The organism is Corynebacterium sp. 22-2729 (assembly GCF_053479475.1).
This window is the reverse complement of record NZ_JBRBCA010000012.1, coordinates 14,786-35,131: the sequence shown is the minus strand read 5'-3', so window position 1 is coordinate 35,131 and position 20,346 is coordinate 14,786. Positions and strand designations below refer to the sequence as shown.

Here is a 20,346-nt window from a genome sequence, read left to right as displayed (position 1 = left end):
CTTTTTCTTTCCCCACTACCCAGACCGGCAGGAGGGGAGAAAAGGGCTACTTCTGCAGGCGCTTTTGTGCCTTCTTGGCACGCTTCTGAGCCTGCTTCTGTGCCTTCTGCGCACGCTTGCGCGACTTCTTAGTAGCCTTCTGAAGATCCTTCTTCAGGGCCTCAGAGTCGAAGTCATCCCACGCGCCCTGCGCCTTGGCAGCTGCGGTCTGTGCGTAATCGGAAGCCTGGTCGCCGAAGTCAGCTGCGCGCTCGCGCAGGTTCTCGGCGGTTTCCTTCCACTCGTCCTGGTGCTCGTCTACATAGTCGGCAACCTTCTCCTGCACCTGACCGGCAACCTCCTTCGTCTTGGCAAAGAAGCCCTGTGCCTGGTCGGAAGCGTTAGCGGCAAAAGCCTTGGACTGGGTCTGAGCGTTCTCCAGCATCTTCTGCTGCTCGGACTTACCCGGCATTGCCTGCTGTGCGCGCCACTTCAGACCCGGCTTTCCAGCGGTGTCTGCGGAAGTGATGACGAGGCCTCCCAGCAGAGCCAGGTCGGTAACCAGGCCACGGATCTCTTCCTTGCGCTCTGCACCATTGGTGGCGTTCCAAAATGCGTGGCGGGACAGAGCCGTCGGGATCTGTACCGCAGCCAGGGTGGCGGCGGCCAGGCGCGGAGCCTTACCCGTTGCCAGCAGGGCAGAAGCTACAACCTTGGTGGTGCCAACGATGCGAACGGTGGATTCTGCATCGTCTGGAATCAGGCCGGCCTTATCCTGCGGCAGAACGGAACGCAGGGTGCCGTTGATGGCCTTTGCGTCCTCGGCGTACTCGTTGCTGTTCAGCAGCATCTGAGCACCGTCGACGGCAAAGGCGGATGCCAGCAAAGGGCGGGCAAGGGTACGGAACATTTGGGTCTACACACTCCTCAATCGTTGGTGGCACGACCCTTGACTAATTTTAGTCGTGCTCGATCACTCATCCAGGTTACCGGAAGTGACCACGTCCCGAGTGGAAGTACACCGCTTGCTACCAACCCCGTGCAGCCCATTCCGCAAGTTTGCCCTTTTCTGCTCCGACGGTAGTGGAGTCGCCGTGACCAGGGTGAATGCGAGTGTCCTCCGGGAGGCTGAAGATCCTGTCGCGAACGTCGCCCAGGAGCTGCTGGAATTGCTCGGGATTGTTTGTTTTTCCGACGCCACCGGGGAAAACACTGTCACCCACCCACGCTCGTGGCACGCGCCCGTCGGCCAAATCCAGCACTGCCAAGCCGCCCGGGGTGTGGCCCCGGAGCTCGACTACCTGCAAGCCGAGCTCCGGCAGCTGTGCACCAGCCAGGTCCAGTGGTTCCCGGGAACCTTCGTCGTTTCCGTACACCCGATCCGGCGCCACGGGCAGCGCCTCGGCATCCAGGCGCGGCCCGTGGTGGCGGGCGCCTGTCGCCTTTAGGACGTCTGCCAGCGCGCGAGTGTGGTCTGCATGCTGGTGAGTAGTGAGCACATCGGTGATGCGCACACCCAGCCGTTCGGCCAGACCCAGCAGGTGTTCTGCATCATCGGCGGCATCCACCAGCAGCGCCTCGCCGTCCCGGCACAGCAACCAACAATTGTTGTCCATAGAGCCCACGGTCGTCACTGCGTACGTATGGGCGTCAGTACTTAAAACCTGCACGTCGCGCGGTGCGGAAAGATGGCTAAATTCAGTAACTTGCTGCATGGCACCACACTAGCGGTGTCTCGGCGATGGCGTAGACTAGCAGGGTTGATGCTTCAACAATTAAGGAGTAAATAGTGGCCGATCAGCTGATTGTCCGTGGTGCTAGCGAACACAACCTCAAGGGCGTGGATATCGACCTGCCACGCGACAAGATGATCGTGTTTACGGGCCTGTCCGGGTCGGGCAAATCCTCCCTAGCTTTCGACACGATCTTCGCAGAAGGTCAGCGCCGATATGTCGAATCCCTCAGCTCTTATGCGCGCATGTTCCTGGGGCGGATGGACAAGCCCGATGTGGAACTCATCGAGGGGCTGTCTCCAGCAGTGTCCATCGACCAAAAGTCCACAAACCGCAACCCGCGTTCGACAGTGGGCACGGTGACGGAAATCTTCGACTACCTGCGACTGCTTTATGCCCGCACTGGTACCCCGCACTGTCCGGAGTGCGGCGAGGTGATCCAGCGCCAAACTCCCCAAGAGATCGTGGATCAGATCCTCGCGATGGAACAGGGGCTGAAATTCCAGGTACTTGCGCCCGTGGTGCGTACCCGCAAGGGCGAGTTCGTGGACCTTTTCGAAAATCTTTCCGCACAGGGCTACTCCCGCGTGCGCGTCGACGGCGCCGTGTACCAGCTGTCGGATCCCCCGACTCTGGAGAAGCAGGTAAAGCACGACATCGACGTGGTGGTTGACCGTCTGCAGGTTAAGGATTCCCAAAAGCAGCGTCTGACCGACTCGATCGAAACTGCGCTGCAGCTAGCCGACGGCATTGTGGCACTCGAGTTCGTCGGCCTGCCAGATGACGACCCGAACCGCGTGCGACGCTTTTCCGAGAAGATGGCATGCCCCAACGGCCATGCGGTGCAGCTAGAAGAGCTCGAACCGCGCACGTTCTCGTTCAACTCTCCCTACGGTGCCTGCCCCGCCTGCGACGGCTTGGGCACGCGCCTGGAGGTTGACGAGAAGCTGGTGGTTCCGGACGAGGATGCGCCGGTCATTAACGCGATTGCACCGTGGGCTTCGAGTCCGAACAGTAAGTACTTCACCAAACTTGTGACTGCGCTGGGCGAGGCGATGGGCTTTGATCCTAAGTCACCGTGGAGTGAGCTTTCGGCGGCCCACCGCAAGGCCCTCCTGAATGGCCACAAAACTCAGATCAAGGTGAGCTATCGCAATCGTTACGGTCGCTCCCGCAACTACAACGCGCCTTTCGAAGGCGTGATGCCTTTCCTTAAGCGCAAGCTCGACCAGACCGATTCCGACTGGTCGAAGGAACGCTACCGCAGCTACATGCGCGAGGTCGCCTGCCCGACATGTAAGGGCACTCGCTTGAAGCCGGAGGTCCTTGCCGTAACCATCGCTGCGGGGGATCGGGAACTATCCATCGCCGAGGTGTCTGATCTTTCTATTGCCGACGCCAGTAGTTTCCTGGACAACCTTTCTCTCACCAAGCGCGAGGAGATGATTGCCGGGGCGGTTCTACGGGAGATCCAGGCGCGCCTGAAGTTCCTTTTAGACGTCGGACTGAATTATCTGTCGATGTCCCGCTCCGCGGGCACACTGTCTGGTGGCGAGGCGCAGCGTATCCGTTTGGCGACACAGATTGGTTCGGGCTTGGCGGGTGTGCTGTACGTGCTGGATGAGCCATCGATTGGCTTGCACCAGCGCGACAATGAACGTCTGATCCGTACTCTGCAGCATCTGCGGGATCTGGGGAACACCTTGATCGTGGTGGAGCACGATGAGGATACGATCCGCACCGCCGACTGGCTGGTGGATATTGGTCCGCGAGCTGGCGAGTACGGCGGCGAGATTGTCTACCAGGGCGAGCCGGAGGGAATCCTTAAAGAAAAGAAGTCTCTAACCGGCCAGTACCTCTCCGGCGAGCGAATCCTCGCGGTGCCGGAAAAGCGACGTGAGATAGACAAGGGTCGCGTGTTGCAGGTACACGGGGCGCAGGAGAACAACCTGCAGAACGTGGATGTCACCCTGCCTTTGGGTGTTCTGACAGTCGTGACGGGAGTGTCTGGGTCGGGTAAGTCGTCGCTGATTAATGGAATTTTGGCTAAGTCGCTGAGCAATACCCTGAACAAGGCACGCCAGGTGCCCGGCCATCATAAGAAGATCACGGGCACGGAGCACCTCGACAAGTTGGTGCAGGTGGATCAAAGCCCGATCGGACGCACACCGCGATCCAACCCGGCCACCTACACGGGCGTTTTCGACAAGATACGCAAGTTGTTCGCCGAGACGACTGAGGCAAAGGTCCGCGGTTATGGCCCGGGACGATTCTCCTTCAACGTGAAGGGTGGACGCTGTGAGGCCTGCCATGGCGATGGCACGTTGAAGATTGAGATGAACTTCTTGCCCGACGTGTATGTTCCCTGCGAGGTGTGCAATGGTGCGCGCTACAACCGTGAAACCCTAGAAGTGCACTACAAGGGAAAGTCCATTGCAGAAGTTCTGGACATGCCGATCTCTGAGGCTGCGGAGTTCTTTGAACCTGTGACCTCCATTTCGCGCTACCTGAACACGCTGGTGGATGTTGGATTGGGGTATGTGCGCCTGGGGCAGGCAGCAACCACCTTGTCTGGCGGTGAGGCGCAGCGCGTGAAGCTGGCCGCAGAGCTGCAGAAGCGTTCCAACGGGCGCACTGTGTACATCTTGGACGAGCCGACGACCGGCCTGCATTTCGAGGACATCCGAAAGCTCATGCTGGTAATCCAGGGGCTGGTGGACAAGGGCAACAGCGTGCTCATCATTGAACACAACCTGGATGTAATTAAGGCAGCCGACTGGATTGTGGACATGGGGCCGGAAGGAGGCTCCGGTGGCGGCACGGTCGTTGCCGAGGGAACCCCGGAGCAGGTTGCAACGGTGGAGGCCTCACATACAGGCCGTTATCTACGGTCGATGCTCTGATCCAGGGCTTGGCTGCTGAGGCTGCTGAGGCTGTGCCGGACGCTGGGGCTGTTGGGGCTGCTGAGGCTGTGCCGGACGCTGGGGCTGTTGGGGCTGCTGAGGTTGTGCCGGACGCTGTGGCTGTGCTGGACGCTGGGGCTGCTGAGCATGGGGCGGAACAGGGGAACCCGTCGGTGCCGCGGGTTCCATATGCGTAGCGGGCACCTGAGCATTCGTTTGGATGTTTGTAATGCCATTGCTCTTGTTCGGCTTTTCGCGCGTAACCGCCGCAATGAGCAGCACCATGCCGCAGATCAGGAACGCCAGCGCCTGCACCAATCCACCCAGAACGGAGAGGTCATAGAACACGAGCTTCCCGGTGGCGATGATTGCCAAGATCAATCCCAGCTTCGAGTTGTTACGGTACAGCAGATATACCGCACCCAACATCCAGCTGACGGAGATAAAAACATGGGCGATCATGAACGACAGCTTTGTGGCCGAGATGGCCATTGCAACCGCGGGAACCGCCGACGAGGCCAAGACGAGTGTGACTCCGCCGATACACATAAGAATCAATTCGGGATTGACCGTCGCACCAGGGGCTTCCCGACCGGCAATGCCCTGTAGACCCGAATCCAAGAGGTACTTATGCCGGTAAGCCAAGGCCACGGAAAGCGCCAGGCTGGTGACGAGCACAATCGCGGAGTCCGGGATGCGCATGTTGTCTGCCTCAACCCAGCTTTGCGGGGCATAGGTGAACACCACCAAGAACGAGCAGACCAATGAGATCCAGGCTATGGCCTTATATATCCGCGGCAGTCCCCATACAATTGCAGCGGAGTACAGCAGCAAGGCTACGGCGATTGCTACGGTCGAGTAGCTCATAATCTGGACGCCACCGAGGTCTTCTCGGCTGAGCGCGGAGAGTTTTTGCCAACGGAAGAATCTGATGAGAAAGACGATCGGCAGCGTTCCCGCAGCGATCGAAAACAGGAAGGACGTAGCCACGGTCGGAGGCAGTGGAGCGTTTGCTGTGTAATGGGAGTCGACTTTGTAAATGGCTCCGTTGAAGTGCGCGATGAGGTAGGCAAAAAGTGTTACCACCGAGATAAAGGCAATGCTTCCCCAAGAGTCGTGGCTGCTAAGGATAAGGACAGGAACCACTACGACGGCAATGACACTACTGATGTGAAGCTGGCGCGTAGCCCATGGTGGTACGAAGCTGATGATCGCGATCAGAGTGAATCCAACTACGCCAAGCAGGAACGTTGTGAGGACGAATGGGGCACTCATGAACAGCGCGGCCATGTATGTGATCGTCGCGGTGATTTGTAGCTTGAACCATGGCCGTCCCCAGCGAGCAGCAAAGCCGCAGATAGCGGCAGCCAAGAGGCTACCCGCGAAGTAGCCATTATGGATCTCCCGCTGTGTCATTTGGTCGGCGGGGAACATCGAAAGGAAGCCAGCGGCTATTGGAACGATGAAAAGTGGGGCAAAGGCGGTGATGATGACCGCCAGAACCTCCTTCTTCCACGTATACGCAAGCCCCAAGGCAGCTGCGCATATGACCACTGTCAGGACACTGCCGAGCGCTTCACCGAACCAATTCAATTGGAACACCGAAACCCACAGATCAGCTAAGCCACCCAGCGTGGCAACGACAAGCAGTGCCGATGCGCCGACTCCGTCCGGCTGTCGCCGGTGGATCATGGTAGAAGCAAGTGCCAGGCCTCCACAGAGGACAGCAGCGAGGACGACGGCGGCTTCTGGGCTTAGAACGCCAGAAGCATAGGCCAGCAGAGCCAGGAAGGTAAGACCCACGACGGTGATCGAACCGCCGATAATCGCTAGCAGGCGAGTAACCAGATCCTCCTTTTCCCACCACTGCTTTAGCCTATTGACAGCAACCGGTTGGGGAGCGGGACGTGGTTGAGGGTGCGGTTGTTGTCTCTGCGGTTGTTGCCCCTGCGATTGAGCTTGCCCTCGTTGAGGTTGCTGACGCTCCGGCTTGCTCTGCTGAGGAGGTCCCTGCTGTGGCCGGGGAGATTGCATTGATGGGGTTGCCGCCACCGGACGTGTCGGGCGGGGCGGCTGCGTCGGCATAGGTCGTGGTGGCTGCACCTGCTGGCGTGGCTGTGTTCGCTGCGGTGGTTGGATCCGTTGTGGCGGTTGCGTGTTCTGTGGTGGCTGTGTGCGTTGAGGCTGTACCGGGGAGGAGAGCCGTGCCTGCGGAGAGGGAACTTGCGTGGCATGTTTGGGTTGTGGGGCGGCAGCGGCTTGTGGCGTCGCTAGCTTCTGCTGATTAACAGCAACCTCGCGCAGAAGAGCGAACAGCTGTGCCTGGACCTTCGCATGCGTTTGCGCAACATCCTCGATGCGCTGCACCAGATCGGATGGGTTATTGTCGGAACTAGACCCGTTAGAGTGCCTGCTATCCTGATTGTTTTTAAAATCATTCATGTCTTAAAGGTCGCTTTTCTTTGGTCAGCCCCGCGCCTAGGGGCCGGAACGGACAGGGCGTTTTGTGTTCTATTGGTTACTTGTTATACTTCCAGGTACTACCGTCTCGTTCCGTTCATTTGGGACATTTTGTTTCAAGCAGTTTGTTTGAAACGCATTGCTCCAAGGAATTGGAAACGGGCTGCAAGTGGAGGTTCCTTCTCCCACCTAGAGACCGCCTTAGAGGTTGGGCTCGGGTCGTGGCCACAGGCACGGATGGGTTCTGAAAATCCGGAAGTGCAATGCACGGAAGTGTGGATATGTTCCCGCTGGTGCTTCTGTGGTTGTGATAGTGGGGGAACACAGGGGATCTTCAGTACTGCAGGGGTCGGTAAGACATTAACCAAACTGCTACTGAGGAGTTCACATTAGCGCAGAAGCTCGCATCAACGACCGTATTCGAGTCCCTGAGGTCCGACTCGTCGGTCCAGGCGGCGAACAGGTCGGTATCGTCAAGACAGACGATGCGCGAAAGCTGGCCTATGAAGCTGACCTCGACCTTGTAGAGGTTGCACCGAACGCCAAGCCACCCGTGGCGAAGATCATGGACTTCGGCAAGTTCAAGTACGAGCAGGCCCAGAAGGCTCGTGAAGCTCGTAAGAACCAGCAGCAGACCGTGGTGAAGGAACAGAAGTTCCGTCCGAAGATCGACGACCACGACTACGAGACCAAGAAGGGCAACGTTATTCGTTTCCTGGAGAAGGGCTCGAAGGTCAAGGTAACGATCATGTTCCGTGGGCGTGAGCAGTCTCGACCGGAACTCGGGTTCCGCCTGCTGGAGCGCCTGGCCAACGACGTCGAAGAGTACGGCGTAGTTGAGACTCGTGCGAAGCAGGATGGTCGCAACATGACCATGGTGCTGGGCCCGATCCGCAAGGGCAAGAAGTAGTAACAGAACTAGTTGTTAGAGGTTTTTCACCAATGAAGCAGAAGACTCACAAGGGCGCCGCAAAGCGCATCAAGATCACCGGCTCTGGCAAGCTGCGTCGCGAGCAGGCTAACCGCCGCCACCTGCTGGAGGGCAAGCCCTCCAAGCGCACTCGTCGCCTGAAGGGTACCGAGGACGTCGCTCCGGCTGACGTCAAGCGCATGAAGCGTCTGCTGGGCAAGGCATAGCGAAAGCCCACCTTTCCACCCCTATTCACCTCACCGCCTCATCGAGTAATGACTGCACTTCCGATAGTGCTTTTCGTGAGGCGTGCACAATTTAAAGAAAAGGAAGTATCACCGTGGCACGTGTCAAGCGCTCAGTGAACGCCAAGAAGAAGCGTCGCGAAGTACTGAAGTCCGCTAAGGGCTACCGTGGTCAGCGCTCTCGCCTGTACCGCAAGGCAAAGGAGCAGATGCTCCACTCCAAGACTTACGAGTTCCGCGACCGCAAGGCTCGCAAGAACGAATTCCGTAAGCTGTGGATTCAGCGCATCAACGCTGGCGCACGCCAGAACGGCATGACCTACAACCGTCTGATCCAGGGCCTGCGCCTGGCTGAGATCGAGGTTGACCGCAAGAACCTGGCCGAGCTGGCCGTCAACGATTTCGATGCCTTCACCGCTCTGTGTGAGGCTGCTAAGGCTGCCCTGCCGGAGGACGTTAACGCACCGGCTGCGTCCTAAAAGCTAGCCGGAAGGCTTAGTTCACCCCTCATCCTGGATTTTCCAGGGTGGGGGGTCTTTTGCGCATTTGGGACTTCTTGACCGACGGATTCCCGATAGATTGAGGTAAAAGCTATCCCTTCGTTTCGCAAGTGTTTCCTGAGGAGATAACCCCACAATGAATGCGTACACACGACGATCTGCAGCAGTACTGCTTGCTCTTTCTCTCGCCGGATCCGTTACCGCCTGCAATATGAGCACAAACGAGGATGCTGAGCAGGCAGTCGAGAAAGCCTCGGAGAAAGCGCACGAAGGGGATACTGCTACCAACGAAAATGGCGCGGGCGAAGATCTTTCTTATGCGGACATGTCCAAGGAAGACTTCGCCGAACAAGCGGCGAAGGCTATCGACGACTGTCTGAAAAACACTACGGATTCCTCCCTTGTGCAGGCCATAGACGAGCTGCCCGACGAAGAGAAGAACCTGCTGAAGCGAGTCGATTCCGTGGAGCACTACGCGGAATTGAGTGATGAAGAAAAGGATCAGGTCTTTGAAACGGCCGACAAGATCTACAACATGCGTCACTACTTTGCGGGAGTCGATGAAATGAACACGGACGACCGTGGCGCATTCGTGGTGGGGCTGAACTTTACGCTGGATGCAATATGGCGCTTTACAGCTGGAAAGGGTGGTATGTCGGTCACCGCAGACCTCGAGAAGGCTGAGGTTGACGAGGGGCGCACGAAGGCCACCTTCCCGCTGGGATCCCTGGACATGAAAATGGGCGGAGTGCCGGGCAACCAGGGGGAGCCCATGACTGCGGTCGTTGAGGACGGTCAGCTCCGCGTCGATGGTCACTACCTCATCGAGTTGGGTCAGGAGGGCCGAGGCGGAACCGTCACCAAGACCCATGTAGAAAATGGTGTGACCACGACGGAAGAGGCAACCCAACGTCTCTTTGAGGAGTAGGTGCCCTAAGCTGTGGGATATGAGCCCGCAGGATGCACAGGAAATTTTTACTGAACGAACCCCCCGTGTGGTCAACGCAGCCAAGCTTCACCGTGCGGCTGCGCGCAAGAAGGCGGGGGTTTTCCTCGTGGAAGGGGAAAATAGCGTAGAGGCGGCCATTGCTACCGGCAGCGCCACGGATGTGTTTGTGACTATGGCGGCGGCCGAGCGTTTCGAGCCGATCATTCGTACCGCCGGATACCTCAATGTCTACGTTCACTACATCAACGACAAGGCCGCCAAGCATTTGGCTGATACCGCCACGACCACGGGTTTGTTCGCCGTGTGTAAGCCGGTTTTGTGGTCTGTCGCTAAGGCATTGACGCCGCAGCCAAGGTTGGTGAGCGTTCCCGTGGAAACGAACGACCCCGGCAATGCCGGAACTCTCATCCGAGTGGCCGATGCCATGGGTGCGGATGCCGTGGTGTTCGCCGGGGAGACTGCTGATCCGCAGTCGTGCAAAGCTGCGCGCGCCTCTGCGGGATCGCTGTTTCACGTCCCAGTGGCCCGTTCAACGAACGTGAAAGATGTCCTCGGCCAGTTGCGTGCACAGGGGTTACAGATCGTTGCTACTGCCGCCGACGGGGAAGTGAGTCTGGACGAAGCGGGGGAGATCCTCACCAAACCAACTGCGTGGCTGTTCGGCAATGAAGCGCACGGACTCGGGGAGGAATTGCTGGCGGAAGCAGACCTGCGGGTTTCCATCCCCATCCGGGGACGCGCGGAATCTTTGAACCTGGCCACCGCCGCTTCCATTTGCATGTATGAGTCGGCGCGAGCCCAAGCACAAAGTTAACTCGAGCTAACTCGAGCTAGCTAGAGCAAGCTAGAGCTATCTAGACCTAACTAGACACAGCGTCCGGTACAGCGGTTGTGTGGAAGACGAATAGCCCCGGCTAGGTGCGAGGTCGCCCTCGCCGGGTATTATTGACCAGGTTAAGCCGTGCACGTAGACAGAGGAGCGCACACAAGTGACGGATTCCGCGGACACTCCCCAGGTAGAGCTCTCGGAGCAGAGCCTTAACGCTGCCGCCGACGCAGCTGAGAAGGCTTTCACCGACGCTGCAAATCTGGAAGAGCTGGCGGCTGCTCGCCGCGAGCACCTGGGCGACGATGCCCCCATCCCCGCAGCCCGCCGAAGCCTGGGCAGTCTGCCGAAGGAACAGCGCAAGGACGCTGGCCGCATGGTCAACATGGCACGTGGTCGCGTCGAAAAGTGCTTCGGGCAAGTCAAGGCAGAGCTCGAGCGTAAGCGCAATGAGGAAGTCCTGCGCGCCGAGCGTATCGATGTAACCGAACCGACGACACGTGGCCAGCGCGGCGCTCAGCACCCAATCACCATCCTGTCCGAGCAGATCGCCGATATCTTCGTCGGCATGGGTTGGGAAATCGCGGATGGCCCGGAGGTTGAGGCGGAGTACTTCAACTTCGACTCCCTGAACTTCATTCCGGACCACCCTGCGCGAACGCTGCAGGATACTTTCCACATTGCCCCAGAGGGGTCTGGCCAGGTTTTGCGCACCCATACCTCTCCGGTGCAGATGCGTACGATGCTGTCCCGCGATCTTCCTATCTATATTGCTTGCCCGGGACGCGTATTCCGTACCGATGAGCTGGATGCAACCCACACCCCAGTCTTCCACCAGGTTGAAGGCCTGGCTGTTGATAAGGGTCTGACGATGGCACACCTGAAGGGCACGCTGGATCACCTGGCTAAGACTCTGTTCGGGGAGGAAGCCAAGACCCGCATCCGCCCAAACTACTTCCCATTCACCGAGCCTTCCGCCGAGGTCGATGTGTGGTTTGCAGATAAGAAGGGTGGCGCCGGCTGGATCGAGTGGGGTGGCTGCGGCATGGTCAACCCCAACGTCTTGATCGCTGCGGGCGTAGACCCGGAAGTGTACTCCGGCTTCGCCTTCGGCATGGGCATCGAGCGCACCCTGCAGTTCCGCAACGGCCTGCCCGACATGCGTGACATGGTGGAGGGCGACGTCCGCTTCACCCTGCCATTCGGCGTCCGCGGTTAACCCATATTCACTCTTCAGAGCACCCCATTTAAAGCCCCAATAAGGATCTTTCGAACATCATGCTTATTTCCCAGTCGTGGCTGACCCGAATCCTGCAGACTTCCAACCCGCAGTGGAGCGTGAGCGCCGAGGAATTCGACGCTGGCTTCGTCCGCGTCGGCTTTGAGACCGAGGGCTACGAGGCGATCCCTGAGACCACCGGCCCACTGGTGATCGGTCGAGTAGAAAAGATTGAGGAGCTCACCGAGTTTAAGAAGCCGATCCGCTACTGCGATGTGAACGTCGGCCAAGCCAACGGCACCGGCGAGTTGCAGCACATCATCTGTGGCGCTCGGAACTTCGCCGAGGGCGACAACGTTGTTATCGCCCTGCCCGGTACAGTACTGCCCGGTCCCTTCGAGATCTCGGCGCGTAAGACCTACGGCAAAATCTCTGAGGGCATGATCTGTTCTGCGATGGAGGTTGGTCTGGCCAGCCAGCAAAACGCAGGCATCATGACTATTTCTGACGCCGATTTGGCCAGCGCCAACCTTCAGGTAGGCGACGATGCCCGTGGGCTGTTGGGTTTGCAGGACACCATCTTTGATGTGAATATCACCCCAGACCGCGGATACGCACTTTCGGCCAGGGGGCTTGCGCGCGAGTTGGCGTCGAGCTTTAACCTGCAATACCGCGACCCGGCGCAGGACCCGGCGGCAGCAGCGATGCGCGATGACCTTTTCGCCGGCCTGCCCGGCACGGGCGGTGAGGTGCAGGCTCTGAAGGTTGACGCGGACACGAAGTGCTCGAAGTTTGGCATGCGTAAGGTGCGGGGAATTGATCCGAAGGCGGAATCTCCGCTGTGGCTGCAGCGCGAGCTGATGCTTTGCGGTCAGCGCCCTGTGAACCCGGCGACGGACGTGACGAACTACGTGATGTTCCTACTTGGCCAGCCGATGCACGCTTTCGATGCGGATAAGGTCAACGGCGAATTGCACGTTCGTCTGGCAAAGAAGGGGGAGAAGCTCACCACGTTAGACGATGTGGAGCGCACCCTGGATCCGGAAGACGTTGTGATCGCCGATGAGTCCGGCATTCAGTCCCTGGCTGGCGTGATGGGTGGATCGACCTCCGAGATTTCCGATGAGACCACCAACGTGCTGTTTGAAGCCGCTCACTGGAATCAGATCACGGTGGCACGCACGTGCCGTCGCCACAAGCTGTCCTCCGAAGCTTCGCGTCGGTTTGAGCGTGGCACGGATGCGGCGGTTATCGAGGACGCGCTGGACTTCGCTGTTGCACTGCTGGTGAACATTGCCGGCGGCGAGGTGGAGGAGGGGCGCACCCTGTTCGGTGCAGTGCCCGAGATGCCGACGATCACTATGCACACGTCGCGCCCAGGTAAGACTGCGGGCATGATCTATCCCGACGGCACCACTATTTCCCGCCTGCGTGAGGTGGGCTGTGAGGTGCGCGAGACCGGTTCCCGGGACGACAATGGTGCCCGCGAGATCGAGGTCACCCCGCCGAGCTGGCGTCCTGACCTGACGATGCCCGCCGACCTAGTGGAGGAGGTGCTGCGTCTGGAAGGGCTGGAGGATATTCCTTCTGTCGTTCCGACCGCTCCCGCAGGTCGCGGTTATACTCCGCGCCAGCGGATGCGTCGCAATGTGGGTAAGGCTTTGGCATGGGCCGGTTATGCAGAGATTCTGCCGAGCCCGTTCATTGCCAATGATGTATTCGACGTATGGGATCTGCCCGCTGATGATCCGCGTCGCGTGACGGTCAAGGTGCAAAACCCGCTAGAGAGCGATTACGCGCAGATCGGCACCACACTATTGCCGTCGATGATCGAATCGCTGCGTCGCAACGTCACTCGTGGTCAGCGAGATGCAGCTTTGTACGGCGTGGAGCAGGTTTCTGTTCCGAAGTCGGCCGAGCAGTTCTCGCCAATGCCTTCTGTTAAGCAGCGCCCGAGTGACGCCGAGCTGTCCGAGCTGCTGGATTCGCTGCCCGCACAACCACTTCATGTTGCCGTCGTCGCGACGGGTAATCGCCAGCTGCAGGGCACGTGGGGTGCGCCGGAAGCTTTCACTGCTGCGGATGCCATTGAATCTGCCCGTGTAGTCGCCCGCGCTGCCGGTGTGGAGATTACTCTGCGTAACGCCGAGTACTTGCCGTGGCACCCGGGTCGCTGTGCTGAGATCCTGGTAGGGGAGACGGTCGTCGGGCACGCTGGTGAGCTGCACCCGCAGGTGTGCGAGCGAGCCGAGCTTCCGCCGCGCACCGTGGCCATGGAGATCAACCTGGATGCGCTGCCTTTGGAGGAGACTTTCCCGCGTCCGGTGCTGTCTGCATTCCCGGCCGTTCTGCAGGACATTGCGGTTGTCGTAGATGAGTCCACTCCGGCACAGGCGGTCGAAGATGCTCTTCGGGCTGGTGCGGGCGAGCTGTTGGAAGAGATTCGTCTTTTCGACGTTTATCGCTCCGAGTCCTTGGGGGAAGGCAAGCGTTCGTTGACTTTCAGCCTGCGTTTCCGCGCTGCAGATCGCACCTTGACGGAGGAAGAGGCCAGCAAGTCCCGCGAAGCAGCTCTGCAGGCCGCGGCGGAGCGTGTGGGAGCCACGCTCCGCGCATAGTTGCATAATTCCCACAATATTGAATAATTTGCATTCGTGGGTCACGTAGGGCAGAATCGTCCTATGTTGAAAATTGCAGTAGCAGGCGCCAGCGGGTACGCGGGTGGCGAAGCGCTTCGCCTCCTCCTTAATCACCCAGGCTACGGCATGGACTTCGAAATTGGTGCGCTGACCGGCGGTTCTAATGCCGGCGCGCGCTTCGGTGATCTCAACCCAGGGCTTCCCGTACTGGCGGATCGCGTGCTCGAGGCCACCACTGAGGATGTTCTCCGCGAGCATGATGCTGCAATCCTGGCTCTTCCGCATGGCGTTTCTGCCTCCCTCGACCTGCCGGAATCTATGAAGATCGTGGACTGCGGAGCTGACTACCGGTTAAAGAACGCAAATCATTGGGCACGCTTCTACGGCACGCCGCACGCCGGCTCCCGTACCTACGGCATTCCGGAGATGCCGGGGCACCGAGAGGATATTGCGGCAACGAATTACGTAGCCGCCCCGGGTTGTTTCCCGACCGGCGCGACGATGGCTCTCATGCCAGCTATTGTCAGTGGCCTTATGGCTCCGCAGGTTAGTGTCGTCTCCGTCACGGGAACCACGGGTGCAGGCAAGAAGGCGGCAGTGAACCTCCTTGGTTCCGAGACTATGGGGAACCTCCGTGCCTACGGTGTGGGAACCCACCGTCACGCCCCGGAGATCAAGCAGAGCGTGGAGGAACTCCTTCCTTCCGGTTACTCTTCGGACGACGTGCATGTCACCTTTACACCAGTACTCGCGCCGCTGACCCGCGGAATTCTCACCACAGTCACCGCTCCAGCACGAGGCCAGGCGAGCGATATCCGCCGTGCCTATGAGGACTTCTGCGTCGATGAACCCTTCCTGCACTTGCTGCCCGCTGGCCAGCAGCCGGAGGTAAAAAACGTCGTGGGCTCCAACATGGTTCACCTGCAAGTGGAAGTCGCCGACGGCATGATCATCGCCACCAGCGCCATTGACAACCTCACCAAGGGCACCGCCGGTGCTGCTATCCAATGCCTCAACCTGATGGTCGGTTGGGAAGAAACCGCGGGTCTTCCGCAGACGGGACTGTGATCCGACAATGAATAACCCACAAGAAGCAAACCCAGACACCAGCACGGCGCAGAGTACCTCTGCAGAGCTCGGTGTGACTGTTCCTCGGGGCTTCAGCGCTGCCGCGGTGACTGCAGGCATTAAGCCTTCCGGTAAGTCGGATATGGCTCTGATCCGCAATGACGGTCCGGACACTATTGCTGCAGCAATGTTTACCCGTAACCAGGTCAAGGCAGCTCCCGTGCGCTACACCAAGGCACATAACGATGGCAGCTTCCATGCAGTGGTCGTCAACTCCGGAAATGCCAATGCCTGCAACGGTGCCCAGGGCGACAAGGATGCCCGTGCCACGGCGGATAAGGCCGCTGAGGTGTTGGGCTGCCAACCCAGCGACGTTGCCGTGTGTTCCACGGGACTTATTGGCGATGTGCTACCGATGGACAAGATCATCTCGGGCATTGATGAGCTCGCAGGAAATTTGGATCAGTCCATTGCGTCAGGAAATGCCGCCGCCCGTGCCATCATGACCACCGATCTCGTGGCCAAGGAAGCTGTCTACCACGGCGACGGCTGGTCCATCGGTGCGATGGGCAAGGGCGTGGGGATGATGGCTCCGTCACTGGCGACGATGCTGGTGTTCATTACTACCGACGCCCACCTTCCCAGTGCCGAGATGGCCCAGCAGGCGCTGGCGGGTGCGACCCCGACGACCTTCGACTGCATTGACATCGACGGCGCAACCTCCACCAATGACACCGTGCTGCTTATGGCCTCCGGTGCGTCCGGAGTGACCCCCGAAGCAGAGGAATTTAACGCTGCGATCCACCAGGTGTGCTTGGATATCGCGATGCAGCTGCAGGCGGATGCTGAGGGCGTCACAAAGAGAGTCTCCATCACCGTCGGCGGCGCAGAAACAGACGCGGACGCGCAGACCGCAGCTCGCGTCATTGGCCGCGACAACCTCTTTAAGTGTGCAATGTTCGGCTCGGACCCGAACTGGGGCCGCGTGCTAGCCGCAGTGGGAATGGCACCTGTGAAGATGAACCCAGAGGCTATCAGCGTGTCCTTCAACGGTCACCCCGTGTGCATCAACTCCACCGGTGCACCCGGTGCGCGGGCGGTCGACCTATCCGGTGCGGACATCGCTGTCGAGGTGGATCTTGGCGTAGGCGAAGGGCGCGCGACGGTATGGACCACCGACCTTTCGTACTCCTATGTAGAGATCAACTCTGAGTACTCCACCTAGCACTCCACCTATCTCTTCATCTGGCATGCACCAAGACTTGCAAAAGCACTCTGCACCAAGAATCGAATGATTAGGGACTAAGCACCAATGACTTCCAATCACCCGCCCATCGATACCACCGGGCTGACCCCCGAAATGCGCAGCCACGTGCTGGCCGAAGCGTTGCCCTGGTTGCTGCATTACCGCGACAAAATCGTGGTGGTGAAGTACGGCGGCAATGCGATGATCGACGAGGATCTCAAGCGAGCATTCGCCGCCGACATGGTCTTTCTACGCGCTATTGGTGCCCGCCCGGTCGTGGTGCACGGCGGTGGCCCGCAGATCAACGACATGCTGAAGACCGTCGGCCTGGAAGGCGAGTTCAAGGGCGGCTTCCGTGTGACAACGCCGGAGGTCATGGAATACGTTCGCATGGTGCTCTTCGGCAAAGTCGGACGCGAGCTCGTTGGCCTGATTAACGAGCACGGCCCATACGCCGTCGGCACCTCAGGTGAGGACGCGGGACTATTCACCGCCTCCAAACGCACCATCACCATCGACGGGGAAGATGTGGATCTTGGGCGTGTGGGGCAGATCGAACACGTCAATGCAGAAAGCTTGCTAGACCTCATCGACGCAGGCCGCATCCCCGTCGTCTCAACGATCGCTCCCGATGACCAAGGGCGTATCTACAACATCAACGCAGACACGGCTGCCGGTGCATTGGCTGGAGCCCTGGGGGCCGAGCGACTGATCGTACTCACGAACGTTAAGGGGCTATACACCGACTGGCCCAACAAGGATTCGCTCGTTTCCAGCCTCACCCCGGAGCAGCTTTCCGACCTGCTACCTAACCTGGATTCCGGCATGGTGCCGAAGATGGAAGCCTGCCTCGACGCTCTGCGTACCGGGGTGCAGGCCGCACACGTCATCGACGGTCGAATCCCGCACTCCGTACTCTTGGAGCTAATGACCACCGGCGGCATCGGCACCATGATCTGCCCCGCAGATTGGGAGGACGTAGACGGAACCGAGATTCCCGCCGCTATCAACTACCGGGAGGACTAGTCATGAGCCAGCACATGAACTCCACCGACTGGCAGAGCCACTGGAACGCCGCCCTGTTCGAAACGTACGGCACTCCGCCACGCGAGCTCGTGTCCGGTCGCGGAACCGTCGTCACCGACGCAGAGGGTAACGAATACCTCGACCTGCTCTCCGGCATCGCCGTCAATGCTCTAGGGCACGCTCACCCTGCCGTTGTCGACGCCGTGTCGAATCAGATCGCTACGCTCAGCCACACGTCGAACCTTTTCGCCCACCCGCAGGTGATCAAACTCGCGGAGCGGCTCAAGGGACTGGTAGGGAAGCAGGCCGCGGAAGCGCGCGTGTTCTTTTCCAACTCCGGAGCAGAGGCCAACGAAGCGGCCTTCAAGATCGCCCGCGCTACGGGAAGAACCAAAATCCTGGCTGCCGAGCGTGGCTTCCACGGCCGCACCATGGGTGCGCTCGCCCTGACCGGCCAGCCTGATAAGCAAGAACCCTTTAAGCCGTTGCCCGGCGGAGTGGAGTACTACCCCTACGGCGATATCGCGGCTCTCCGGGAGCTGGCGGACGATGACACCGCCGCAATCTTCCTGGAACCAATTCAAGGAGAGACCGGCGTGATCCCCGCGCCGGATGGATTCCTGGCCGCCGTGCGCGAATTATGCGACGAGCACGGCATTCTGATGGTCGTCGACGAGGTACAGGCGGGCATGGGGCGCACCGGCCAGTGGTTCGGCTTTCAGCACGAACCCGATGTGCTGCCGGACGTCATCACCATGGCAAAGGGACTGGGCGGTGGCCTGCCGATCGGTGCAACGCTGGCCCTACCAAAGGCACAACTTCTGGCCAAGGGCATGCACGGAACCACCTTCGGCGGTAACCCCGTGGTCTGTGCCGCTGCGAATGCAGTGATCGACACGATTGAGGCCGAGGATCTATTATCCAACGTCGCCGCCCAATCGCAGGCTTTCCGTGACGGTCTGGTCGACCACCCCAGCGTGCAGACGATCCGCGGACGCGGGCTCATGCTGGGCATCGTGCTGGATGAACCGCTGACACTCGACCCGCTTGATTACGGGCTGATTGTGAACAAACCCCAGTCCGACGTGATCCGCATTGTTCCCCCGCTGAACATCTCGGCTCAGGAGGTGCAGGGTGGCGTCACCAAGATAAGGCAGATGCTGGACGATAACCGCGAACAGAGCGAACAGAGCTTGAGTAAACAGAACTAAGGAACACCACATGACGAACTCCCTTAACAATGGGCCGCTGCGTCACATGCTGGCCGACGATGACCTCACCCCGGAAGAGCAGGCCGAAGTGCTGGCATTGGCCGAGGAACTGAAGGACAATCGCTACGGCAATGGCTATCGCAACCTACTGGAACGTCGCTCTGTCGCAGTCCTGTTCGACAAGACCTCTACGCGCACGCGCTTTTCTTTTGACGCCGGCATCACCGAGCTGGGCGGCAATGCCATCGTCGTAGACAGCGGCAGTTCCCAGATGGGCAAGGGCGAGACCTATCAGGACACCGGCGCGGTACTGTCCCGTTACGCCACCGCTATCGTGTGGCGCACCGGTGCCCACGACAATCTGCACCAGATGGCAGAGACCGCGAGCGTTCCGATTATCAACTCGCTGTCCGATGACTTCCACCCCTGCCAAATCTTGGCGGATCTCGTGACCATCAAGGAACACAAGGGAAAGCTCCAGGGGCTGAGTGCCGTGTACTTTGGCGACGGTGCGAATAACATGGCAAACAGCTACATGCTGGGCTTTGCCACCGCGGGAGTGAACATCACCATCGCCGCACCGAAGGGTTTCCAGCCTGATGCAGAGTTCGTTGAGCGAGCGCAGAAGCGGGCGGAGCTGACCGGTGCGACCGTTACCGTAACGGATAAGGTCGATGCCACCGGCGCAGATGTGGTGATCACCGATACGTGGCTGTCAATGGGACAGGATGCCTCCGAGGATCGCAGTGCGCTGCGCCCATACCAGGTTGACGAAAAACTAATGGGCACCGCCAAGGACGATGCGATCTTCCTGCACTGCCTGCCGGCCTACCGCGGCAACGAAGTGACTACCGAGGTGATCGACGGACCACAGTCTGTGGTTTTTGACGAGGCGGAAAACCGCCTGCATGCACAAAAGGCGCTGATGGTATGGCTTCTTCGTTAACCCGCACAGCACGGCAGGACATGATCGGGCGCATCATCGGCGCCGAGAAGGTAGCCAGCCAGCGCCAGCTGCTCGGCATCCTCGTCAACCGCGGCATCGACGTCACGCAGGCAACGCTGTCTCGCGATCTGGTGGATTTGGGTGCCAAGAAAGTGCGCGTAGGAGGAGAGGTCTACTACTCCCTCTCCGACGATGTACGGGTGGACGGGCCGGACAAGCTGCGACGAGTGCTGGCAGAATTGCTGGTTGACCATGACCACTCGGGAAACATCGCGGTGCTGCGTACTCCGCCAGGTGCGGCGCAGTACCTGGCCAGCATTTTGGACCGCTCGGATGTTAACCGAGTGGTGGCCACCATTGCCGGTGACGACACTGTGTTTGTCCTGGCGCGAGAGCCCCTCAATGGCAAGGAGCTGGGGGAGTATTTCTTCCACCTGGCACAAAGCTAAAATCAAATAACGGATAACAAAAAGAACACAAGAGAAT

Annotated in this window: 17 protein-coding genes; 14 read left to right on the top strand and 3 right to left on the bottom strand. The window is 59.5% G+C overall.

The window, feature by feature from the left end; translation table 11 throughout:
- Positions 1-46: 46 nt before the first annotated feature.
- Both ACUY2T_RS09140 and ACUY2T_RS09135 read right to left on the bottom strand, forming a co-directional pair.
- Entirely contained in the window at positions 47-889 is an 843-nt protein-coding gene (locus ACUY2T_RS09140; protein WP_293791977.1) for a DoxX family protein, read from the bottom strand.
- A gap of 118 nt (positions 890-1,007) precedes the next feature.
- Positions 1,008-1,694, bottom strand: a complete 687-nt coding sequence (locus ACUY2T_RS09135; RefSeq protein WP_448308345.1) for an MBL fold metallo-hydrolase — start codon at positions 1,692-1,694, stop codon at positions 1,008-1,010.
- Between the two features lie 74 nt (positions 1,695-1,768).
- Between ACUY2T_RS09135 and uvrA the strand changes: the two genes are divergently transcribed.
- A complete protein-coding gene (gene uvrA / locus ACUY2T_RS09130; protein WP_448308344.1) occupies positions 1,769-4,615 on the top strand; it encodes an excinuclease ABC subunit UvrA in 2,847 nt (948 codons plus the stop codon).
- Here the strand turns inward: uvrA and ACUY2T_RS09125 are convergent.
- Positions 4,598-7,057 (bottom strand): hypothetical protein, encoded by a 2,460-nt coding sequence (locus ACUY2T_RS09125; RefSeq protein ID WP_448308343.1) that lies wholly within the window; start codon positions 7,055-7,057, stop codon positions 4,598-4,600. The genes uvrA and ACUY2T_RS09125 overlap by 18 nt on opposite strands.
- A 406-nt stretch (positions 7,058-7,463) precedes the next feature.
- Here ACUY2T_RS09125 and infC point away from each other — a divergent pair, with 406 nt between their 5' ends.
- The 13 genes from infC to argR all read left to right on the top strand — a co-directional run bounded on the left by infC (position 7,464) and on the right by argR (position 20,309).
- Complete coding sequence (gene infC / locus ACUY2T_RS09120) at positions 7,464-7,985, top strand: translation initiation factor IF-3 (protein ID WP_080716109.1); 522 nt, start codon at positions 7,464-7,466, stop codon at positions 7,983-7,985.
- A 32-nt stretch (positions 7,986-8,017) separates the two neighbouring features.
- Positions 8,018-8,212 (top strand): 50S ribosomal protein L35, encoded by a 195-nt coding sequence (gene rpmI, locus ACUY2T_RS09115; RefSeq protein ID WP_269955193.1) that lies wholly within the window; start codon positions 8,018-8,020, stop codon positions 8,210-8,212.
- 113 nt (positions 8,213-8,325) lie between these two features.
- Entirely contained in the window at positions 8,326-8,709 is a 384-nt protein-coding gene (gene rplT / locus ACUY2T_RS09110; protein ID WP_011273437.1) for a 50S ribosomal protein L20, read from the top strand.
- 157 nt (positions 8,710-8,866) lie between these two features.
- Complete coding sequence (locus ACUY2T_RS09105; RefSeq protein WP_448308342.1) at positions 8,867-9,658, top strand: hypothetical protein; 792 nt, start codon at positions 8,867-8,869, stop codon at positions 9,656-9,658.
- A gap of 19 nt (positions 9,659-9,677) precedes the next feature.
- Positions 9,678-10,493, top strand: a complete 816-nt coding sequence (locus tag ACUY2T_RS09100) for a TrmH family RNA methyltransferase (protein WP_408925796.1) — start codon at positions 9,678-9,680, stop codon at positions 10,491-10,493.
- A gap of 175 nt (positions 10,494-10,668) precedes the next feature.
- Entirely contained in the window at positions 10,669-11,724 is a 1,056-nt protein-coding gene (pheS, locus tag ACUY2T_RS09095; RefSeq protein ID WP_293791966.1) for a phenylalanine--tRNA ligase subunit alpha, read from the top strand.
- 59 nt (positions 11,725-11,783) lie between these two features.
- Positions 11,784-14,342, top strand: coding sequence for a phenylalanine--tRNA ligase subunit beta (pheT, locus tag ACUY2T_RS09090; RefSeq protein ID WP_448308341.1), 2,559 nt, complete (start codon positions 11,784-11,786; stop codon positions 14,340-14,342).
- 63 nt (positions 14,343-14,405) lie between these two features.
- Positions 14,406-15,431 carry an N-acetyl-gamma-glutamyl-phosphate reductase gene (gene argC / locus ACUY2T_RS09085; RefSeq protein ID WP_448308340.1) on the top strand — a complete coding sequence of 342 codons (1,026 nt, stop codon included), beginning with the start codon at positions 14,406-14,408 and terminating at the stop codon, positions 15,429-15,431.
- 7 nt (positions 15,432-15,438) lie between these two features.
- Positions 15,439-16,656, top strand: coding sequence for a bifunctional glutamate N-acetyltransferase/amino-acid acetyltransferase ArgJ (gene argJ / locus ACUY2T_RS09080; protein WP_448308339.1), 1,218 nt, complete (start codon positions 15,439-15,441; stop codon positions 16,654-16,656).
- An 87-nt stretch (positions 16,657-16,743) separates the two neighbouring features.
- Entirely contained in the window at positions 16,744-17,703 is a 960-nt protein-coding gene (argB, locus tag ACUY2T_RS09075; RefSeq protein WP_448308338.1) for an acetylglutamate kinase, read from the top strand.
- A 2-nt stretch (positions 17,704-17,705) separates the two neighbouring features.
- Entirely contained in the window at positions 17,706-18,914 is a 1,209-nt protein-coding gene (locus ACUY2T_RS09070; protein ID WP_448308337.1) for an acetylornithine transaminase, read from the top strand.
- 10 nt (positions 18,915-18,924) lie between these two features.
- Positions 18,925-19,860: an ornithine carbamoyltransferase gene (argF, locus tag ACUY2T_RS09065; RefSeq protein ID WP_448308336.1), complete on the top strand. Its 936-nt coding sequence runs from the start codon at positions 18,925-18,927 to the stop codon at positions 19,858-19,860.
- A complete protein-coding gene (gene argR, locus ACUY2T_RS09060) occupies positions 19,845-20,309 on the top strand; it encodes an arginine repressor (protein WP_293791956.1) in 465 nt (154 codons plus the stop codon). Before argF ends, argR begins: the two co-directional genes overlap by 16 nt.
- The last annotated feature ends 37 nt before the right edge of the window (positions 20,310-20,346 follow it).

Bases quoted from the DNA above. Each gene is read 5' to 3' on its own strand.
- rpmI (WP_269955193.1), top strand. From the start codon at position 8,018: ATGAAGCAGAAGACTCACAAGGGCGCCGCAAAGCGCATCAAGATCACC.
- argR (WP_293791956.1), top strand. From the start codon at position 19,845: ATGGCTTCTTCGTTAACCCGCACAGCACGGCAGGACATGATCGGGCGC.
- argB (WP_448308338.1), top strand. From the start codon at position 16,744: ATGACTTCCAATCACCCGCCCATCGATACCACCGGGCTGACCCCCGAA.
- ACUY2T_RS09070 (WP_448308337.1), top strand. From the start codon at position 17,706: ATGAGCCAGCACATGAACTCCACCGACTGGCAGAGCCACTGGAACGCC.
- ACUY2T_RS09105 (WP_448308342.1), top strand. From the start codon at position 8,867: ATGAATGCGTACACACGACGATCTGCAGCAGTACTGCTTGCTCTTTCT.
- argC (WP_448308340.1), top strand. From the start codon at position 14,406: ATGTTGAAAATTGCAGTAGCAGGCGCCAGCGGGTACGCGGGTGGCGAA.
- ACUY2T_RS09135 (WP_448308345.1), bottom strand. From the start codon at position 1,694: ATGCAGCAAGTTACTGAATTTAGCCATCTTTCCGCACCGCGCGACGTG.
- argF (WP_448308336.1), top strand. From the start codon at position 18,925: ATGACGAACTCCCTTAACAATGGGCCGCTGCGTCACATGCTGGCCGAC.
- ACUY2T_RS09100 (WP_408925796.1), top strand. From the start codon at position 9,678: ATGAGCCCGCAGGATGCACAGGAAATTTTTACTGAACGAACCCCCCGT.
- pheT (WP_448308341.1), top strand. From the start codon at position 11,784: ATGCTTATTTCCCAGTCGTGGCTGACCCGAATCCTGCAGACTTCCAAC.
- ACUY2T_RS09125 (WP_448308343.1), bottom strand. From the start codon at position 7,057: ATGAATGATTTTAAAAACAATCAGGATAGCAGGCACTCTAACGGGTCT.
- argJ (WP_448308339.1), top strand. From the start codon at position 15,439: ATGAATAACCCACAAGAAGCAAACCCAGACACCAGCACGGCGCAGAGT.
- ACUY2T_RS09140 (WP_293791977.1), bottom strand. From the start codon at position 889: ATGTTCCGTACCCTTGCCCGCCCTTTGCTGGCATCCGCCTTTGCCGTC.